This is a genomic window from Thermoplasmatales archaeon (assembly GCA_026127925.1).
Lineage (GTDB): Archaea > Thermoplasmatota > Thermoplasmata > Thermoplasmatales > Thermoplasmataceae > JAKAYB01.
Genome location: JAJSLM010000001.1, coordinates 220,778 through 240,411, shown reverse-complemented (window position 1 = coordinate 240,411; position 19,634 = coordinate 220,778). Strand labels below are relative to the sequence as shown.

Annotated in this window: 19 protein-coding genes; 8 read left to right on the top strand and 11 right to left on the bottom strand. The window is 39.1% G+C overall.

Features of this window, described 5'->3' with window-relative positions; all coding sequences use genetic code 11:
• Positions 1-241 precede the first annotated feature (241 nt).
• Positions 242-1,129: an electron transfer flavoprotein subunit alpha/FixB family protein gene (locus LVQ96_01210; GenBank protein MCW6169774.1), complete on the bottom strand. Its 888-nt coding sequence runs from the start codon at positions 1,127-1,129 to the stop codon at positions 242-244.
• The gene (locus tag LVQ96_01205) at positions 1,126-1,869 is read right to left on the bottom strand and encodes an electron transfer flavoprotein subunit beta/FixA family protein (GenBank protein ID MCW6169773.1); all 744 of its coding nucleotides are present in this window, start codon (positions 1,867-1,869) and stop codon (positions 1,126-1,128) included. The genes LVQ96_01210 and LVQ96_01205 overlap by 4 nt, the downstream gene beginning before the upstream one ends.
• Before the next feature lie 200 nt (positions 1,870-2,069).
• Here LVQ96_01205 and LVQ96_01200 point away from each other — a divergent pair, with 200 nt between their 5' ends.
• The 3 genes from LVQ96_01200 to LVQ96_01190 all read left to right on the top strand — a co-directional run bounded on the left by LVQ96_01200 (position 2,070) and on the right by LVQ96_01190 (position 6,625).
• Positions 2,070-3,728, top strand: a complete 1,659-nt coding sequence (locus LVQ96_01200; GenBank protein MCW6169772.1) for an acyl-CoA dehydrogenase family protein — start codon at positions 2,070-2,072, stop codon at positions 3,726-3,728.
• A gap of 108 nt (positions 3,729-3,836) precedes the next feature.
• Positions 3,837-5,570, top strand: coding sequence for an FAD-binding protein (locus LVQ96_01195; GenBank protein ID MCW6169771.1), 1,734 nt, complete (start codon positions 3,837-3,839; stop codon positions 5,568-5,570).
• A gap of 98 nt (positions 5,571-5,668) precedes the next feature.
• Positions 5,669-6,625: a pirin family protein gene (locus tag LVQ96_01190; protein MCW6169770.1), complete on the top strand. Its 957-nt coding sequence runs from the start codon at positions 5,669-5,671 to the stop codon at positions 6,623-6,625.
• Here the strand turns inward: LVQ96_01190 and LVQ96_01185 are convergent.
• The 3 genes from LVQ96_01185 to LVQ96_01175 form a co-directional block, all read right to left on the bottom strand.
• A complete protein-coding gene (locus LVQ96_01185) occupies positions 6,579-7,829 on the bottom strand; it encodes a transposase (protein MCW6169769.1) in 1,251 nt (416 codons plus the stop codon). The two genes, LVQ96_01190 and LVQ96_01185, sit on opposite strands and share 47 nt — an antisense overlap.
• Positions 7,826-8,431 carry an IS607 family transposase gene (locus tag LVQ96_01180; protein MCW6169768.1) on the bottom strand — a complete coding sequence of 202 codons (606 nt, stop codon included), beginning with the start codon at positions 8,429-8,431 and terminating at the stop codon, positions 7,826-7,828. The genes LVQ96_01185 and LVQ96_01180 overlap by 4 nt, the downstream gene beginning before the upstream one ends.
• Positions 8,432-8,520: 89 nt before the next feature.
• Positions 8,521-8,895 carry a helix-turn-helix transcriptional regulator gene (locus LVQ96_01175; protein MCW6169767.1) on the bottom strand — a complete coding sequence of 125 codons (375 nt, stop codon included), beginning with the start codon at positions 8,893-8,895 and terminating at the stop codon, positions 8,521-8,523.
• A 63-nt stretch (positions 8,896-8,958) separates the two neighbouring features.
• On the opposite strand from LVQ96_01175, the gene LVQ96_01170 reads away from it, so the two are divergent.
• The gene (locus tag LVQ96_01170; protein ID MCW6169766.1) at positions 8,959-9,504 is read left to right on the top strand and encodes a YceI family protein; all 546 of its coding nucleotides are present in this window, start codon (positions 8,959-8,961) and stop codon (positions 9,502-9,504) included.
• 393 nt (positions 9,505-9,897) lie between these two features.
• Positions 9,898-10,338: a hypothetical protein gene (locus LVQ96_01165; GenBank protein ID MCW6169765.1), complete on the top strand. Its 441-nt coding sequence runs from the start codon at positions 9,898-9,900 to the stop codon at positions 10,336-10,338.
• Positions 10,339-10,579: 241 nt separating this feature from the next.
• Here LVQ96_01165 and LVQ96_01160 read toward each other — a convergent pair whose 3' ends face one another.
• From LVQ96_01160 to LVQ96_01150, 3 genes are all read right to left on the bottom strand, one after another.
• Positions 10,580-11,770: an MFS transporter gene (locus tag LVQ96_01160; protein ID MCW6169764.1), complete on the bottom strand. Its 1,191-nt coding sequence runs from the start codon at positions 11,768-11,770 to the stop codon at positions 10,580-10,582.
• Between the two features lie 215 nt (positions 11,771-11,985).
• Positions 11,986-13,152 (bottom strand): amidohydrolase, encoded by a 1,167-nt coding sequence (locus LVQ96_01155; GenBank protein ID MCW6169763.1) that lies wholly within the window; start codon positions 13,150-13,152, stop codon positions 11,986-11,988.
• An 87-nt stretch (positions 13,153-13,239) separates the two neighbouring features.
• Complete coding sequence (locus LVQ96_01150) at positions 13,240-13,866, bottom strand: nucleotidyltransferase family protein (GenBank protein MCW6169762.1); 627 nt, start codon at positions 13,864-13,866, stop codon at positions 13,240-13,242.
• 162 nt (positions 13,867-14,028) lie between these two features.
• Between LVQ96_01150 and LVQ96_01145 the strand changes: the two genes are divergently transcribed.
• Together LVQ96_01145 and LVQ96_01140 are read left to right on the top strand one after the other, a co-directional pair.
• Complete coding sequence (locus LVQ96_01145; GenBank protein ID MCW6169761.1) at positions 14,029-15,426, top strand: APC family permease; 1,398 nt, start codon at positions 14,029-14,031, stop codon at positions 15,424-15,426.
• Positions 15,427-15,547: 121 nt separating this feature from the next.
• The gene (locus LVQ96_01140) at positions 15,548-16,435 is read left to right on the top strand and encodes a proline iminopeptidase-family hydrolase (GenBank protein ID MCW6169760.1); all 888 of its coding nucleotides are present in this window, start codon (positions 15,548-15,550) and stop codon (positions 16,433-16,435) included.
• Positions 16,436-16,470: 35 nt separating this feature from the next.
• On the opposite strand, the gene LVQ96_01135 is transcribed toward LVQ96_01140, so the two are convergent.
• A complete protein-coding gene (locus LVQ96_01135) occupies positions 16,471-16,908 on the bottom strand; it encodes a carbon monoxide dehydrogenase subunit G (protein ID MCW6169759.1) in 438 nt (145 codons plus the stop codon).
• Between the two features lie 296 nt (positions 16,909-17,204).
• Between LVQ96_01135 and folP the strand changes: the two genes are divergently transcribed.
• Entirely contained in the window at positions 17,205-18,101 is an 897-nt protein-coding gene (folP, locus tag LVQ96_01130; protein ID MCW6169758.1) for a dihydropteroate synthase, read from the top strand.
• Between the two features lie 21 nt (positions 18,102-18,122).
• Here folP and LVQ96_01125 read toward each other — a convergent pair whose 3' ends face one another.
• Both LVQ96_01125 and LVQ96_01120 read right to left on the bottom strand, forming a co-directional pair.
• Positions 18,123-18,548, bottom strand: coding sequence for a transcriptional repressor (locus LVQ96_01125; protein MCW6169757.1), 426 nt, complete (start codon positions 18,546-18,548; stop codon positions 18,123-18,125).
• Positions 18,549-18,617: 69 nt separating this feature from the next.
• Positions 18,618-19,421, bottom strand: a complete 804-nt coding sequence (locus LVQ96_01120; GenBank protein MCW6169756.1) for a zinc-ribbon domain-containing protein — start codon at positions 19,419-19,421, stop codon at positions 18,618-18,620.
• Positions 19,422-19,634: the final 213 nt, after the last annotated feature.

Sequence of the window (19,634 nt, the reverse complement as noted above, 5' to 3'; positions counted from 1 at the left end):
GTTAAGAAATCACCGTAACAAATAAAAGGATTCGCAGGTTTCCTTGTTTTATCTATTCATCCTGATAGACTGGGGGTTTTTGATTCATGGAGTAGTAAACGAGCTTAATATCCAAGAGAGATTTTTGCTTATAAATGGTGAGAAAATGAAGAACACCCTAAGAATAAGTACTCTCAAGTGCGTTTAAATGAACAGTTTGAGGCAAATGTAAGAGATGGTTTAATATTTCCTGAGGACCAGCCTATCCACTTATGGCTGCAACGAGTTTTGGTACGATCTGGAACAGATCTCCAACGATACCGTAGTCGCATTCTTCGAATATTGGTGCTGACTTGTCCCTGTTAATAGCCACTACAATCTTTGAGCCACGCATTCCGGCAATGTGTTGGATCTGTCCGGATATTCCGACGGCAATGTACACATTAGGATTAACCTTTTTACCTGACAATCCGACCTGCCGATCTTCCGATAGCCATTGATAATCTAAGCAAACTGGCCTGGAGCCAGCAAGTTCGCCATGAACAACTTTTAACAGGGGATCAACGACAGATATAGACTCTTTCTTTCCAATTCCGCGTCCTATCGAAACTATGACCTTTGCAGATTCAATATTTACTCCAGTGCCTTTTTTCTCTTCTTCAGATATGATAGTTATGGAAGAATCTGGTAAAGTCATTGCCGAAATCTTGGATTTCTCCGGTACTTTAACCTGGTCAGCAAAACCTGGGGCTACAGTCAGAACTTTTGCATTAGAAATAACATCAATTATTGATTTACCACCAAGGGAAAGACTGCTCGTTTTACACTTGGAATCCGCTATCTCAAATTTACTTATCTCAGGAATTGCTATCTGGCCCAATGCAGCGGAAACATAACCTGCCACTTCCCTTCCCAGTACGGTTGAAGGAACGAAGAGGAAATCATAGCTGCTCATAAGCTCTGAAATCTTTTTTCCAATGGCATCAGTTTGTAGATTGCCGTCCAGCGAGATTACTTCCTTTGCTCCATACTCTGATACGGAATCTGCTTCATCCTTTGGAACAGCAACCGAAAAATCAAGAACTGATTTCAAGCCTGAGATCACTTGCGCAGCCAGAGATGAATTCTCGGAAAATACCAAAGCTTTCATCTTGTCGCCTCCTTTAGAATCTTACCTACTTCAGAAACACCCTTATCCACATCCTCAAATATTATCTTCTTCCTGTCACTTTTTGGAGAAATCTCACTGAGGATTTGTACAGATCCACTTGGCTGTATTTTTGGTGCCTCGGTGTGTATTGGTTTTCTTCCTGCAGCCATGATCTGCATAACTGGCGGGAGTCTAGGTTCATTAATCTCTTGACTGACTGAAACTATAGCAGGCTTTTTTGCACTAATAATCAGGCTCTTATTTTCAAGATTTCTCTTAACTTTTACTGCATCGCCTTCGATGTCTATTGAGACGGAATTGCCTAGGAGCGGTTCGCCCAATAATGCAGAGAGCTGCCCTGAGAGAAATCCGGAGAATGTATCAGCAGATTGATTACCCAGAATAATTACGTCGTGCGGCAATTCCTTTATTTTCTCGGCTAAAACCCGAGCAGTGAAAAGATAATTACTCTCCTTGTAGCCCGTGATGATATATCCATCATCAACTCCCATTGCGTACGCACGTTTCATTGATGCTGATGATTGTTCATTGCCGAAAAGTATCGCAGTAACTTTTCCTCCATATTTCTCTTTCAGTGTTACTGCAGCCTCTATTGAATTTTCACTTAAGGTTTCCAGTTTTGCGGGAACTCCATTTTTTATAGGTTTTCCTGTCCCTGGGTCAGATCTTATCTGTTCTAAGTCAAGCATCTGTTTTATCAGCACAATTACGTTAACCATTTTCATCATCCACAAGTTACTTTCCCAATAACGATCAGGCAATATTAAGATGATTTTCTCATACTATGCACCGCTCGTTCTGGGGCACATTCATAATCACGATTTTGTTATAAATACTTGTGCAGAACACATTTAAGTAAACTCGTATAGAACGGGTATTGGATTATAAAAAGTATTAAGGAACCATGTGATTATTACATATGAAAAACCAATTTTCTGAAATATTTTTGAGCAAAGGAGTTAACTATTTACTTGATGATGTTCCACTTGTCAACATCGTCCAATTTCTTGATATTAAGTACGACTCTGACTTGGCTGACCTAGGCCTTTTTGTTTCCAACGAAGTGGTAGAATCAGCCGATTTCATAGATCATGAGGCAAAACCAATCCTTAGAACGTGGAGTGTTCTGGGAAAAAGGATAGACTATGTCAGAATATCTCCAGATCATAGAAATTTATTGAACAAACTGCTTTCTTTTGGAATTGTAAGAAAAAGTATAGAATCAGACTTTCCTTTAACATACCATTTTCTATCTGGCTACTTAATATCCGATTCAGGATTGTTCTGTACACTTACTCTAACTGCGCAGACAGCTTATGCTATTTCAAAATATGGAGACCGAAATTTGAAGGACAGATACCTGAAAAATTATTTGTCTCTTGACGACCCATGGCTTGGAGCGACGTATTACAGCGAAACACAGGGAGGAAGCGATCTTGGCGCCAACAACACCGTCGCTACACAAAGAGATGATTCGTGGGTCCTAAATGGAACCGATAAGTACTTCGCAAGTGACGCTGGACTTGCCGATGGAGCAATTGTCACCGCCAAGGTAAAAGAGGGATATGGTGCAAAAAATTTAGGAGTGTTCTTTGTTCCAGCGTATAAGGATAACGGGGATCTAAATTATCAGATTAGAAGGCTAAAAGACAAACTGGGCACCATAGCAGTCCCTACCGGAGAGGTTGAATTTGTAAATTCCAATGGTTTTCTGATTGGGAACATGAACAAGGGCGTTTATTATGCAATGGAAATACTAACAATTTCAAGGATAGATGATGCAATAGCTGCAGTGGGAATTGCGAGAAAAGCCTTATGGGAAGCTTATTTGTTTGCGAATCAAAGGGAGGCTTTTGGAAAGAAGATAATAGATCATCCATTGCTTCTCAGAGATTTTCTTGAGAACGAATCTGAGCTTGAGGCGGCGATATTCTTATCTGTTCTCGCAGCAGATAAATTCTCAAAATCTTCAAAATCCCAACCTCCTTATTCAGATGATTACAACTACGCCAGACTCCTGTCTCACATTGCCAAGAATATGGCATCCTGGACATCTGCAGAAGTCACTCGCTATTCCATGGAAATTTTCGGCGGAATAGGGTTCTTTGAAGAATTTCCCGTAGCAAAATTCCACAGAGACGCCATTGTAACGTCAATTTGGGAGGGAACTAGCAACATCCAAGCCCTGGATATGCTTGAAGCGATTCAGAAAAAGAAAGCCCATATTTTATTCCTAAAGGAATTTGATCAACTGACATCTGCTATACCTGACGATAGAGTGAGAAGTATGCTAAATGAAGAAAGAGGAAACCTTGTTTCCTTTTTAAATTCCATGCTAGAATTGGGAACCGGTGAGCTGTTTGCCAAGGATCTGTTATCAAAATTAGGGGAATATGCATCGTCCGTGCTTCTCTATTCCGTTGGATTCAGTGCCCGCTCACAAAAGGACAAAAACTCAATCATAAATAGTGCAAACATATATTTCTGGAGACATTTCCGCAAAAATGAGATTATGCCTGCAGAATTCATTTCAGGAGAAAAATCAGAAGGTCTGAAATGGATGTTGAAGAAACATTAATGCAGGATGCATAAAGGCAGTGTTACTTAAATTCAGTTTTTCATAAAAAATTTATTAGGTTAGCGTCGTACCACTTATGTTTATCTAAGTAGACATAATTTGCCCTCCATGAAGGTTTTAGTTTTTATCAAGCAGATCCCAGATGTAAACATGATAAAATTTGACGAGAACACAAAGCGGATTGTCAGGGATGGCGTACCTCTTTCCATGAATTCTTTTGATAAAAAGGCTGTTGAGGAAGCGCTTAGGCTAAAAGATACCTATGGCATGGAAACAATAGTGGCCTCCATGGGACCAACTCAGGCTTCTCAGGTATTAAATGAAGCACTTAGAATGGGTATTGATAGGGCCGCACTAATATCGGACAGAAAGTTTGGCGGATCGGATACCCTCGCAACCTCCAAGATCCTGTCGGAATTTGCAAAAATAGAGAAACCAGACCTGATATTGACAGGTAAGTATTCCCTCGACGGAGAAACTTCGCAGGTTCCTCCAGAAGTGGCTGTTTTCTTGGATTACCAATTTCTTTCATCTGTTTCCAAGATTGAAACTATAAATGAAGATTCCATAGTTGTAGAGAGAGATCTTGAGAGAGGTACTTCCAAAGCTAAGATCGCTATACCTGCCGTTTTATCTGTAAGCGAGAAGATCAACAAGGCACGTGCTATTAAGCCCGGAACCCCGGACATGTCTTCAAAAATAGAAATTTTTGATTCTGTTAAAATCAGCTTAGATATCACTGGACAGGAATTCAGTCCTACAGTGGTTCAGGGCACAAAATTAATGGAAAGCAAGAGAGAGGCTACCATGCTTAGCTATGAATCCAATGTTTTTGACAAGATCATGAAAATCATCGAAAACAACTCCAAAACTGGCAACAACACAGAGAAAATCCAGGTTAATGACTATGAGAATGGGCATGATTCCATACTATCTGTTGCGATCGACGATATTCAGATCTCCGAAGAGATCTCCTCGAAATGTGCTGAACTTGCTTCAAAAAACTCGTTAAACACAATAATATTTGGGAACATAGAGCCTGCTAAGGCTTCGACGCTTGTTGGAAATAAGTATTATTACGTCGGAGCAAAAAACGTTGATGAGTTAACTGCATCCCTTTATAATTTTATCAATAAAAATAGCCCAAAATATGTAATATTTCCATCAACAATCAATGGACGAGACATTGCTGCTTCTATTGCTGCTAAAATGTCCCTTGGTTTGACTGCAGACTGCGTTGATCTGGATATTGCCAATGGAAGACTAATACAGTACAAACCAGCTTTTGGGGGAAATGTTGTCGCATCGATTTATTCGAAAACAGATCCCCAGATGGCTACGGTTCGCCCGGGAATGTTCAAAAAAATGATCCCAAATTCTAGTCCTGAAATTATTGAACTGCCTTCTGACTATATGTCACAGATACAAGTAATTGAGGAAACACCCGTTCCTAGCGAATTTACCCCATTGAATTCAAAAAATATTGTTATAGGATTCGGGAGAGGGGTTAAAAACAAGAACTTTGTTCAGGAGATCGTTAGGCTAGCCGGGAAACTTGATGCATCAGTTGGAGCATCCAGACCTGTGGTGGATATGAAATTTGTTCCCAGGCAGCAGCAGATAGGACTTACCGGCACGTCCATATCTCCGTCCATCTATCTGAATTTAGGGATATCAGGACAGCCCAATCATGTTGTTGGAATTCGCTACTCAAAGATCATAATATCGGTGAATAGCGATCCAAATGCAGAAATATTCAAGTATTCAGACTATGGAATCGTTGCCGATTTAACAGAATTTGTTAACGATTTTAATTCTTATCTTGACACCAAGAACAAATAAACATAATGCTACAAATTTCACCATGAATTCAATGACTAAGCTTAAGTAGCTTTAATAAATAGAGTAACTATACAAAGTACATCACAATGGTGGTCAAAATGATAAAAAATATAGACTATGTGTTTCACGGAACGAATACACAGGATGGCGCAGGTGTAAAGCTAAAGAGAATTTTTGGAGGACACGAATCCGCCAAGATAACGGATCCATTTCTTCTACTTGACCATTTTGGATCCAATAGAATCGAAGACTACATCGCGGGCTTCCCATGGCATCCCCATCGAGGAATAGAAACTGTGACCTATTTGCTTGAGGGAAAAGTTGAACATGAGGACAGTGAGGGACATAAGGGAACGATATATCCGTCGGATATACAGTGGATGACAGCAGGTAGCGGTATATTTCATCAAGAAATGCCGAAACCATTGAATGAAAAGGATCCGCAAGAATTGCTTAAAACCACTGGTATGCCAAACAGCGTTGTAGGTATGCAGCTGTGGCTAAATATGCCGGCTTCCAAAAAGATGTCTATGCCTACGTATAGAGATTTCAAGGGAAATGAGTTTCCTAAAATTGATAACGGTAACGGAGCAATCGTCAAGATTGTTGCTGGGAACTACTTTGGGATAGATGGTTTGCTTGAACAAAACCCGCTGAAGACCTCATATTTTGATGTTTTTATGGAAGATGAATCTACTTTCGAACTCAGTGTAGAGAATGGGTTAAACTCCATGATATACGTAATCGCTGGCAGTGTAACAAGCGAATCGAAGGCAAGGGAGACACTTGCAGCAGGAAATCTCGGCGTATTCTCAAGGAACGGTGAAAGAATTGTCCTGTCAACAAACGGTGGCAAAGCAAGGTTTATCTTTTTGGCCGGAAAACCATTAAACGAACCAATTTATTGGTATGGGCCAATAGTGATGAACTCTAGGGAACAGATAGATGAAGCCGTTCCTGAAATATTATGCACTGTTATGCATCTCTTTCTTGCAGTCGCTGGAATTCTCAATAGTTGCCCTGATCTGGATGGTACAGGTAACTATTCTTCATAGAATACCAGGAGGCACTGCCACTCACGGTAAACGGGGTACCGCATAGGCGTAATCCCTTGGCAGAGATAGATAATGAGGATAATCTATCCCTGCTGAAGGTTACACCACAGTTATTGCATTCAGATTTTTTCCAGATTGGGTGCTTTAATTTTCCACCACATACAGGACATTCAGAAGAAGTCCCCTCTGGATTTATGTACAGTGTTCTGTTATTGGATTTATAATCTACAAATTTTTGGAACAGTCTGTATGGCCATCTGCCAATATCTGTTCTGAACCTCTTAGACTTCGGAGTACTATTCCGTCCCTTGCTGGCTTTATTGTCTTTTTTATTATCCTTATATTTCTTTTTTTGCCCCTCCTTTTTTATATTTGTCAAATTCTCGAACACGAAGGTCTTATCTCTGTTATCATCAACTATTCCGGTCGTTAGTTTCTGGAGTTTGTCCCTTACGACATTCTGCTGTCTGTGTGTTGCCTCTTTCAGTTTCCTGATCCGTTTGGCGGGATTCTTAATATGCTTCTGTATCTTTGTTCTCTTCCTCGTGTAGTCCCTTTGAGTTTTTGCTATGTCGGATGTATCTATGGAGTTCACCTCAACTATCCTGTTATTTTTTATTACTGTGTAATCAACTGATTTAAAGTTTAAATCAAATCCTATTATATTATCTCCAATCACAGGCTTATTATCGCTTCCTGTTATGAACGTGATGTATACTCTACTTTCCGTTAATAATACCTCTGATACGGGATGATTGGAGTATTCACTGAATTTCTTATTTTTATCAACAATATCGATGTATTCATACTCATGAGGCTTTATTGTTATCCTTACTTTATTATCCTCTATCCTTGCCAGCTCAGAATCTATCCTCATCGATAGTCTTTCTGCTTTAACGACCTTCAATTTCCCATTATTGTTTTTCTTGTATGACCTAAGTATTGCTATGGCAGTTCTGCATACAGGATTGATATGGTGCTTTGCATAAATCATGTTACTGTCATAATATCTTTTCAACGACCTTCTCAAGGTGATCGGTGAAGGCAGTTGATTATTATCTGATTTTGCTATTGAATATGCATTGAGTATGGCCTTATTTGTTAAATCCCGCATGTCAGTTAGATATTTCAGTATGTTACTCCCTGGAACATAACTGAATGATATGGTTCTTTTCTCGCCGATAGATTTCCACTTATGGCTCATCCTTTTACCGCATCCAAAATATTCTTCATCTTATGAGACCTTAACCCGTACAACCTTGCTGAGAATGATGTTATTATGGATATTAAATCCCTAGTTAGTTCCTCATTTGCCGATGGTATTTCTTCCCCATCCACCTCTATTACTCTTGTACCATGGATTTTGCATATATTCTCTATCAGATCAAAGCCAAACCTTGCCAGCCTGTCCTTATGAGTAACATATATGTTATTTATTTTATCCTCCTCAATCATATTCAACAGTTCAGTGAATCCCTTTCTGTTGAATTTCAATCCAGATTTTATATCGCTGAATACCTGTGCATCCATGTGTAATGATTTCAATCTATTGATCTGGTTATATAGATCATTCTTCTGATCGTTAGAGGATACCCTTGCGTATATTGCATCTATTCTATTGCTCTTTACCCCTAATATCCTGTTTATTTCCTCCTCAGGAACCCTTCTGAAGTTATTTGACAGTCTTATGCAGTGTATTTTCCCCTCACGATCCCATCTTCTCAATGTGGTTGCATCTACCTGCAGTATGTCGCATGCCTCCCTGATTGTGTATATTTTACTCGTATATATTACACAATAATACATAATTATATATAAATATTCCCATTAGCAGTTAAAACCCTCATTGATTTAAGAAATAACACATTTGTTAGGGTAAAAGAGTCAAATTTTCTCTAAGTGGCAACTTGATTATCAGGAATTGAAACAACCCATTCCTGTCCCCATTCTTTCAGATCCATTAATGCCTTGTTCAGAGCCTTGCCTTTTGATGTGAGCTCATATCTTACGCGAAATGGCCGCGTGCTCTGGACATTACGTACTATAATGCCGCTTTCCTCGAGACTCTTTAGAGTGGACGAAAGTGTTTTTGAATTTATTCCGTTTGCTGTTCTCAATAGATCATTAAATCCACTTGGCCCATCATCAAGATATCTTATGACTATTAGTTTCCATTCAGAGCCTATTTCCTTTATTGCCTCGACTATGGGGCAAATTGTCGTACTACCTTTAATATTCATGTCCTTAGTATCAGGTTTATAGCTTGCCATCTACTTTACTGTAAGTTACCTTAGGTATTTAACTGTAATTATTATACCTGAGTGGGAAAAACAATGGCACAAAATATTGTAGAAAAGGAATGGACAGTAGATACAGTGCACAGCAACTTAGGATTCTCTATAAGGCACATGATGATCAGCACGGTACGAGGTAAATTCAAGAACTATACTGCGAAGATCACCGGCGACCCCACACATCCCGAGACACTGAAAGCTGATGTAAGTATAGACTGGAAGAGCATAGACACGGATAATGAGATGAGAGATAACGATCTTAGAACAGATAAGACACTCCTCGGGGATGATAAATTTCCATTCATCACATTCAAAACAGAGAAAGTTGAAGTTTCTGGAGAAAACTTGAAGGTTTCAGGGGTTCTAGGAATACATGGGATTCAGAAACGCATAGAGTTGACCGGCGACTATGGAGGCAAAATTATTGATCCTTATGGTAATGAAAGATTCGGACTCTCAATGAAGGGGCAACTTAACAGGAAGGATTTTGGCCTCAAGTGGAACAAACTAATGGAAGGGGGAGGAGCTATCCTCTCTGATATAGTGAATCTTGATATTTCGCTAGAAGCTTTTTCTAAACCATAGATTTTTTTTACTATCGAGTTTGGCTTCATCGACCCAAACTCCTGAATTTTTATCTGCATAAAGACGCGATGTGTTATTAGATCAATTGCTACAAAATTTAGATACAGCCCGCAATGAGTCAACCTAACTGCCCGTTAATCTAAAGAGATTGAATAGAACGAAAAAGAATACAACGATTAATACGTTCAAAATGGCACGCTAAATCAGGTTGCATGAACTTAGTTTTGGAAGTGTGTGAGTTATGTAGTTATGCACGCTACAATATTCATATATGCATTCCACTTCTATTAACGAAAAAATTAAAATTGTAGGTGTTGTTATCTTAACTGTTACGTCTAATATTAACATTGACACATACTCAAATTCTGTGGATGTATGAAGGGGGGCAATTCTGTGAAAGAATTTGAAAAGATTATAGTTGCAGTTGCCATTGCTTTGGTCGTGGTCAGTGCATACTTTGCTGTCAACATTTATTATTCTGACCTTAATCAACCAAAGAAAATTCCATCAAATATAATCGCATTAAAAGGGACTCAATATAACTTATCAGCAGCAAACGGATGGTCGATTGGTACTGGTTCGTCATATAATAGTAACGTTTCAGGAACCATCGTTGGTTCTTGGAACTCAACAAAACTAACTGCTTTGGTAATATGGGTTGGCTACAACAAGTCAGAACAAGCTAATCTTGATAAAAATGCCACTTATTCTCATGGAGAATCCTTAGATCTTAGTATCTCGGCGGGACACTATACATTCTTATTTACCACAAAGTCCAGCGATGATACCGTTACAATTGTTCAAAACATTACATTTTTACCAAATTCCCATTAATTTTTCGTATATCTGCAGTAGTGGTATTATTTTCAATTTACACAGAAACTAGAGATATGGAAGCGAACGGCCTTAAAAGCCTACCCTGAGTCATGTAATATAGTCATTCTTCACTTTCCCAATCCATTCAACACATAGTTTCTCTCACAGTAAACCTAGTTGCTTTCTATCCTTTGAAGCTTTCAGGCGTATGTCATACTACGTTAACAATGAGGTGAAAGGAAGATAGAGATATTTTGAATCAACCTTTAATAAATCTGCTAAAACGAAATGTTAAAGTTCCTACGACAATAAGCCCCAAAAAAATCATCAGAATGGCAGAGGAATAGCGGAGATAAAATATCACGTAACCTGCTATGATAGAAGAGAGAAAAATTGCACCAGAGCTTGAGGCAGAAACAAAACCACTCGCTCTAGAAAATACTTCGAGATCCACTTCATTAAGCATCAAATTTGATCCTGCATTTTCTATGAATCCTGAAATAACCCCGAATATGATGAAAATGATTATGAGATAAAGATATGATACAGTAAAGTCGACAAAAAGTATATCGATACCGGCCAAAACCAACCCACCTCCCATTATTTTGAAACCGTTTTGATTAAATTTTTTCGAGATTAGAGTGCCGATAATAGTTCCCGATAATAAGGAAACCAAAACTCCGCTTAGAAAAAGAGCGGATAGAGATAGTTTAATCTCTACCAAATATACAATTATAAGATCAAGCATACCAGCGAATAGATTAGAAAGTACACTTGTCAATATAATTCCCTTGACAACTTTACTCTTTTTGACGAAATCATAACCTTTTTTTATTTCCGTAATGAATTTTAATTGCGGATTCCCTTTATTTTGCTGGGTTTTGGAAGGTATAAGAATGAGGAAGATTATTGCTGCTATTTCAAATATGGCCAAAAATGTAGTCGTGAGGTACAATGAATATACCAACGTTATTCCCAGAAAAGCCTGTCCTATTAAACGACTTGCATTAGCCACCGTATTCTCTAAGGATACGCCAGATCTATACTGCGACTTTTTTAGAATGGACTTCGATAGGACGTTGTATAGACTGCCCAGTATCTCGCGGGAACTACTAAACAATAATGTCGCTAAAATCAATAAGGATACTTTTGCTATTAAAGTTGAAAATACATAAGAATATGGAACTATTAGAATACTTATAATAGCCAAACATAGCCCTGTAAAACCAATTAGTTTCTTCTTTCTGGATGTATCCAGTAAAGTCCCAAATATAGGGGCGCCAAAGAAAGGTATTATGGAGATTGAATCGATAATACCAGAGATTATTGAAGATTTTGTTATTTCCAAACTAACCCAAAGAATGTAAATTATGAACGCTGATGCCGGAACAGCCGTAAGGCCTCGCATCGAAACATAAAAATAAAAATCCTTATTATTTGCTAACTCCACGTTATCTATACTACTCCCTTAAGGGACAGATCATTTGTTTAATATTATTGTTTGCTAGTCCCTGAGACCATCATCTTATTCTTCGGTGTTCATACCAAATTTTCCGTCATACATAATATGACCAACAGTGTTCTTTTTGCTATTCAAATCTGGTCTGCCGCATCAAATAGTGGTCAAGGTTTGACATTATCTTATAGCTCTCTAAGACTCTTGGATCAGCTTTTTGATAGGGTTATTGCTGACTTATAAAGTATTTCCGTCCCATTGGGGAGCGCATCCTCGTCAACATTATACGTTGGACTATGTTGAGGGCTGTCAATTCCCTTCATTTTGTTTCCTACTCCAAGAAAATAGAACGTCCCAGGTACTTTTTGAAGATAATACGCAAAATCTTCTCCACCCATGTCAGGATCTGGATGCAAAATATTTTCTGGGCCAAGTATTTCCGAAGCCACCTGTTCTACGATTCGGGTTACTTTTTCATTGTCTACTACCGCAGGATAACCTTCCTGGTAATCAAATTCGTATGTTGCTCCATACGCCTCACAGAGATGAGAGAGTAATTTCTTAAGATTAACTTTGATTATATTTCTTGTTTCGTCATCAAACGTTCTGACTGTTCCAGTCAATTCTGCATGTGCCGCTATGATATTATACCTGTAACCAGCCTGAAAAGTACCGAAAGTCACAACTGTGGGTCTCTTTGGACTTACAAGTCGAGACACTATTGTCTGAGCCGTTGTGACATACTCCGATGCAACCATCAGTGCATCGATTGCTTCATCGGGTGCAGAACCGTGTCCGCCTTTACCATGAATTCTAATTGTGAATTCGTCTGCATTTGCCATTGCCTCCCTGTAAAAGAAGGCAGCTTTTCCACTTTCGAATCTTGTGAATACGTGCTGGCCGATAACATAATCAACACCATCTAGCGCTCCACCATTAATGAGATGGACTGCCCCTCCCGGAGGACGTTCTTCTGCTCTTTGAAACAAGAGTCTTATAGTTCCATGCTGTTCCGCTTTTCTAGCAACAGCAACTTTTGCAAGGCCCAAAAGCATAGCCATGTGTGCATCGTGACCACAGGCATGCATTACCCCTTTATTCTTGGATTTGAAAGGTACATCAGTTTCCTCTGTGACAGGGAGTGCGTCAACATCAGCTCTGACGGCCACTGTCTTTCCGGGTTTCTCGCCGACTATGTCCGAATACAGCCCTCCTTCTTTTATCTCGTGAACCTGTAATCCAATGGTTTGAAGCTCATTCTTAATTCTTTCGAGTGTTTTATCTTCCTTGAAGCTCAATTCCGGATTCTCGTGAAAAAATCTTCGCATTGATACGATATATCTTTGGGTCTCTTCATTAACAACTTCTCCTGCCATCAGGAGATATATATTTTATATCTAAAAGAGTTTTTCATCGATTACCACAAAAACATAGAAAGATAAGGAGATATTTACCGCCAAACATTAATGCTCCGCATATTCCATGAATAGCGACTGTGCTTTCTCGTAATCATATTGTGTATCGATATCAAATAAGTACATCTCATCAGCAATCTCGAGGAGGGAGACTTTTTCCATGTTCTTGACTATTATTTGTCTAGCACCGGCGTCGCCTTTCAAAAGAAGCAATTGATCATAAAATTCGTTGGGAAATATGGCAGGATTTCGAGGATATCTTTTGAAGGAAGCAGACGCTATATTTCTTGGATTGTTATCCTGGATAGAAACCAAGTTTTTAATCAAAGACGATTTAAAAAAAGGCTGATCCCCATTCATTATTAAAATTCTATTGAATTTATCTTTTAGAGCATCTACAGCGCAGACGATAGAGGAGGATAACCCATCCTTGTAGTTTCTATTGATGATATAATTTTCTTTAGGTAGATGGCTTTCAAGAATCCCGTAGTTTTTGCTATTTGCAACAATATATACACTGTCGATTCCAGATTTGCGAACATTGCTGAGCACATACCATACCACAGGTCTCCCGTGAAGATCTGCAACAAGTTTGTTGCTACCGAATCTCTTTGAGATTCCTGAACACAAGATAACTGCGCATAGGTTCTCAAGAGACCTACGTGTTGATTCCATGACCGCACAATATAGCAATAATGAATATTAATGCTTGAAACTAACGCTTAATTAATGGATGTTTGAAAAATTCAAGTTATTAATTCTCCATCATAATAGCCGATCCAAACTGTCAGGTTCTCCACACAAATCATTAAATAACAAATGTCTATATGTATGAGAATGTCTAGCAATGAGCTAAGAAAAAACGTGTTAAATAGAAGAGAAATACTTTTTCAAGGAGTTGCCGGATCTGCACCGGCTGGTGCAGCTGTAGCAACCATGACAGGGGCTGCACAATATTCACTTGGTGCATTGCCTCTCGCTGCACTGATTGCATTTTTTGTTGTATTATTGAACGCATACATTATCACGAGGGTTTCTAAGAGAGTTGCAGGTTCTGGAGGATACTATGATTACAGCAAACATGCCTTTGGTCCTGTTACTGGGGCGTTTACTGGATGGATGTACATACTTTATCAGATTTTCGCAATGGCTTTTATAGCCATGAGCATCTCAGTTTTTCTACCGGCGTTACTCTCTGAAATTTTCGGGATAAATCTTCCACCATATTCCTGGGTGCCTTTATTACTGATCTCGTTGCTTTTTGGCTACTTCGTCTCTGTCATCGGCATTAAACAATCCCTTAGGTATGCAATGGTCATGGGCACACTAGAAATAATCATAGTAGTTGTTATAGGACTTTTCATAGTACTATCGAAGCCATCTATCAACACTGTTGAAGTTTTCACGCCAAAGTTTGCCTCTGGTGGCCTAAGCGGTGTTATGCTTGGTGTGCTTTTCATGTATACTGCTTTTTCAGGGTTTGGTGCGATGACACCTTTGGGAGAAGAAGCCAAAAATGCTAAGAAAATGGTAGGTGATATGATCCTTCTTTCTTCAGTTATACTTGGACTTTTCTTCATTTTCGCAGCTTATGCTTTCACCGTTGGTTGGGGGCCCTTGAATATGTCTACATATGCTTCCAACCTAGTTCCAGGCGTAATTCTTACTAAGAATGATCTCGGTATGATAGGGGCTATTATTCTAACAATTTTTTATGTGAACAGCATTCTGACCGATCTGGTTGTTTTCTTCAACAGTTCTTCAAGAATCTCTATGACACTGAGTAGAGACAAGGTGTTTCCTACGTTTCTCTCAAGGATTCACGACAAACACCAAACACCTCATATCTCCGCAGCGGTAATAGGAATTGCTGCTGCAGGAGTATCAATTGTAGGAACTTTAACTATAACTGGCTTCAATGCATGGTTGATGGCAGGGGTTGTGGCTACACTTGCACCTCTGCTAGTACATGCGATTGCCAACGCTTCACTTCCGGTTCTAAACAAAAGAGCTACGAAAAAATTCGGGGCTTTAAATGTCGCTTTACCAGTAGTGGCAATAGGGATCCTAGGATTCATCTTTTATGGGACTTTTATATCAATCGATGAGGCAGTAATTATAGGGTCTATCGTATTCGCTGTATGGGTTGTTGTCGGAATAATCATCTCAATTCTGAGGCGGAAGAGTTATTCGTTTACTTTGCAAAACAATACTACTGCAGTTGAAGGCGAATAAGCTTTTATGACATTGATTAATCACACAGGAAACGAAGGATGGGGCAATGATAGTTCCGATATTGATGCAGCATACCTGATTGCATACCAGAAGATTCAAGCAAATGTGAGAGGTTGTTCAAATGAAAAATGGTGTTAATATTTCGGAAGGTTACGCCAAAATTTTTGGTATAAAGATATATTTTAAGCTATTCAAGGCAGAGAATGAAAAAGCAACTCTTATGACCATGCATGGTGGCCCGGGTATGTCTCATGACTATCTTCTCCCTGTGGCCGATCTTGCAAACAGAGGTATATCTGTCTTATTTTATGACCAGTTTGGTTGTGGAAGATCGGAAGAACCTGAGGATTTATCTAAATTCTCGATCGATTATGGAGTTGATGAGGCAGAAGAAGTACGTAGAACACTGTTATCTGATAGTAAGGTATTCCTTCTTGGATCTTCGTACGGAGGGGCTCTTGCTCTTGCATACTCGTTGAAGCATCAGGATAAACTTCATGGCCTTATTCTTTCTGGAGCACTTTCCTCTGTCCCGTTTACGGTTGTCGAGATGCACAGGTTAATTAATAAGCTCCCAGATTGGGCGAGAGACGCTATTAACTCGAATGAAGCAAGCAGTATTGCTGGACCTGAATACCAGAAAGCAGTTGACCTCTTCTACCACGAACATTTTTTGAGACTCAAAAATTATCCGGAACCTGTTTTGCGCTCCCTCAAATATGCAGAAGAGCGTAACGTTTACCGCATAATGAACGGATCGAACGAATTCACAATTACAGGGACAATTTCCGGCTGGGACATAACAGAAAGGATTTCGTCAATAAAAATTCCAACACTGATCACCACGGGTGAATATGACGAGGTTACGCCGAAAGTTGCAGAAATATTAAACAATAAGATAGATGGGTCAGAATTGGTAGTGCTCAAAGGATGTTCACATCTTACAATGTGGGAGGACAGAGAAAGATATAATTCGACCCTTGAAAAGTTTATTCTTTCAACAAAATAATGAAAGAATTGTGCATCGATCTTCTTGTAGCGATCTTATTGAACAACCTTTGCCTTGAGGCAATCAAACATATTCTTGATGATCTTTTCAGCCTGGCCGGTTATCATACGTTGTCCCATCGATGCCAACTTCCCACTTACATTTGCGTCGGCCGCCCACTTCATGGTTGTCTGACCATTTTCTTCAGTCAAATCTGCTATGACTTCCATATCAAGATTGCCGCTTGAGCTAACACCGTTACCAACTAACTTAGCGTGTGAAGGTGACTGTGCCTCTTTTACCAGCATGTGCATCTTTACTTCAGTCTTTATGAATGCAACCCCCACTTTCAGAGCAATTGTATAATCTTCAGGTGAAGTTACATCAATTCCCTTGAATCCTGGCATACAGGAAGAAACCTGGTTCGGGTCCATCAAAAGATTGTATAACTTTTCTCTAGGTGCCTTTACCTCAAACGTTCCATCAAAATGCATATTTTTAACCTCCTTAGTATATCACAAATTCAATAATAAGGTTTACCAGATAAACAATATCGGAGAAACATAATTATTTGACTCGCTGTTAGCTTAGTAAGAAGAAAATACAATAATGCTTCTGGTATTTAAGAAAATGAGAACAGATAGATATGTTAGAGAATTTTGCCTTTCCAGCAAGAACTAGATATTCTAATAATGCATCGAACTCTACGATGTTTGAGGCTTTTTACATAAAAGAATTAGGGACCAAAAAAATTAAAAAATTGGAACCTGTAATAATTGAAGGGATTTCAATGAATCATTGCTTGCTTGATATTTCATATCTACCTGAAGAAACAACCACGGAAACGCTTAAGAATTTTCCTTTTCTGCTAAGATCCGTCAGTAAGATAAATCGGTGGAAAAAGATCTCATTCAAGAAACCAAAGATTATGGGCATTGTTAACGCCACTCCGGATTCATTTTTTCCGGCATCGAGGATTTCGGACATACGCGACCTTGACCGGCTGATAGATTTAAAACCAGACGTAATTGATGTGGGAGGCGAAAGCACGAGACCAGGAAGCAAAGAAATTTCTTCTGAAAGTGAAATATCACGTCTTCGCCCGTATATTGAATATATTTCTACGACTTCAAACGTACCTCTCTCACTGGATACACGACATCCAGAAACTGCAAGGAAATTCGCACAGTATATTTCGTTTCTCAACGACATTTCGGGATTTACAAACAATGACATGGTGCAAGTGGCGCTGGAGAACAGAATAAAATGCATAGTAATGCACATGAGGGGGATTCCGGAAAACATGCAAGATCAAACTGTTTATTCAGATATCGTTCCAGAAGTGATTTCATTCCTGTATAAGCAAGCACGAAACCTGCTTGAAGCAGGTATTTCTACTGATGACATAATAGTGGACCCAGGTATAGGTTTTGGAAAAGATATCAATGGAAATTTGAGTATTCTTCATGATATAAAGTCCTTTGAATTCGGACCAGACCTATTGGTGGGAACTTCGCGAAAAGGATTCCTGGGGAAGATAACTGGTGAGGATGTAACGGGAAGGCTACCTGGAACTATAGCTACCTCAATATATCTCGCTCAAAATCATGTGGATTATTTGAGAGTTCACGACGTAAAAGAAAATAGAGATGCTATAGAAGTAATGGAAAAAATGTATCTTGAGTGAAATGAAAAAGATCCCGTTTCTCTAGGCTTTACTTTTAGGTCTCTTTGCCACACAATCAGGACATATTCCCCTAATGATTAGATCCATGTCTTCGACCTCAAAGCCATCTGTGTTTATCAAACTCATCAATTTTTTTTCATCCAGATCGATGTCATAAATTTTGCCGCAGCCATTGCATATAAAATTAGCGTGAAATTTTACCCTTGACTCAAACCAGGTTGTATTTTTGGATTCGAAGGATTTCAAAGCGCCCGATTTTTCCAGTGCATAAAGGGCATTATAAGTAGTGGCAAGGGTAATTGTGGGCTCATTCTCTTTTGCATTTCTAAAGACCTGTTCAGCCGTGAAATGTCCTGGAGTATTTCTGCTAACAAAGTCTACAACTGCGAGTCTTTGCGGCGTTATTTTGAATCTGGCATTTCTAAGTGCTGTCACGTAATAGTTCAATAGCTATCAATAGTATTACTTAGTAATTAAAATTTGTTGATAAAATGATATAAATTATGTAGCATTGTTTTAAACCGACTTTGATTGTGGCACCGTAACTTCGTCCACAGAAATATAGGTGAGTTCAGCTGTATACGGAATTGCAAAAATGTTGAGAACCGGAACAATACTGAACAGTGATCCAAGAAGGATTACGATAGCACTTGAGCCATCCTTATTGAACAATTCAATAAACCAGTTAATGGATTCAGAGAATCCCTTAGATTTCCCCAGGATCATGGAGGCTGACATTACATATATTGGAACGCTGAGAACACCAACGACCAATATCGAAAGGAACTCGTCGACATAGCCGAGCAACGCACCGATAATTATGATTAAAATTACAGGTTTTAGAAGGTCGTGAAAAGTGGGAATGGCCCTTTCGAAGGTTGAATTCAAGTTTACGTTTCTATTATGGATTACTTCCCTAGCACCGTACATTGTAGCGTGTAAAGTCAGGAAATAAAGCACCGCTATTACAACCGATACAATTGCACTGATTACATGAGCGAGGATGGATGCTGCTGTAAAAGAAGTGATCGAATACCCAGAGAACAGAAAGAACGACATTGCCAATGCTCCAAGGATCACCATCAGTATAATTTCCACTACGAGCAATACAACTGAAGGAATCACAATTGCGAGGTTCTTCATGAACAGGTCAAATGCTCTGGACAATCTACTCTTTCCAGCCGTATCCTGATTTGTAGAAGCGACAGAAACTGCCGGACCGCTGGAAGAACTTTCAGATGAGAAGGAATAACCACAAGAAGAGCAAAACTTAGCATCATCTAGATTTTCAAAACCACAAATGGGGCACTTCTTTGTCATTACTCTGATCGCCTTTCCTTTGCCACGTTGAAAGAATCCAAGCAACTGCAACCGTTTACGCTCTTAACTTGTTTGTAAATCATCTTAACTGGGCTATAGTGAAGTTAATAAAAATATTCGCTATTTCTTTCTTTGGTGATTCACTGGCTATTCAAGATCTGCATTCGAAGAGCAGCACATAACAGCTAAGTTGACAATTAGGAATTGAAACTA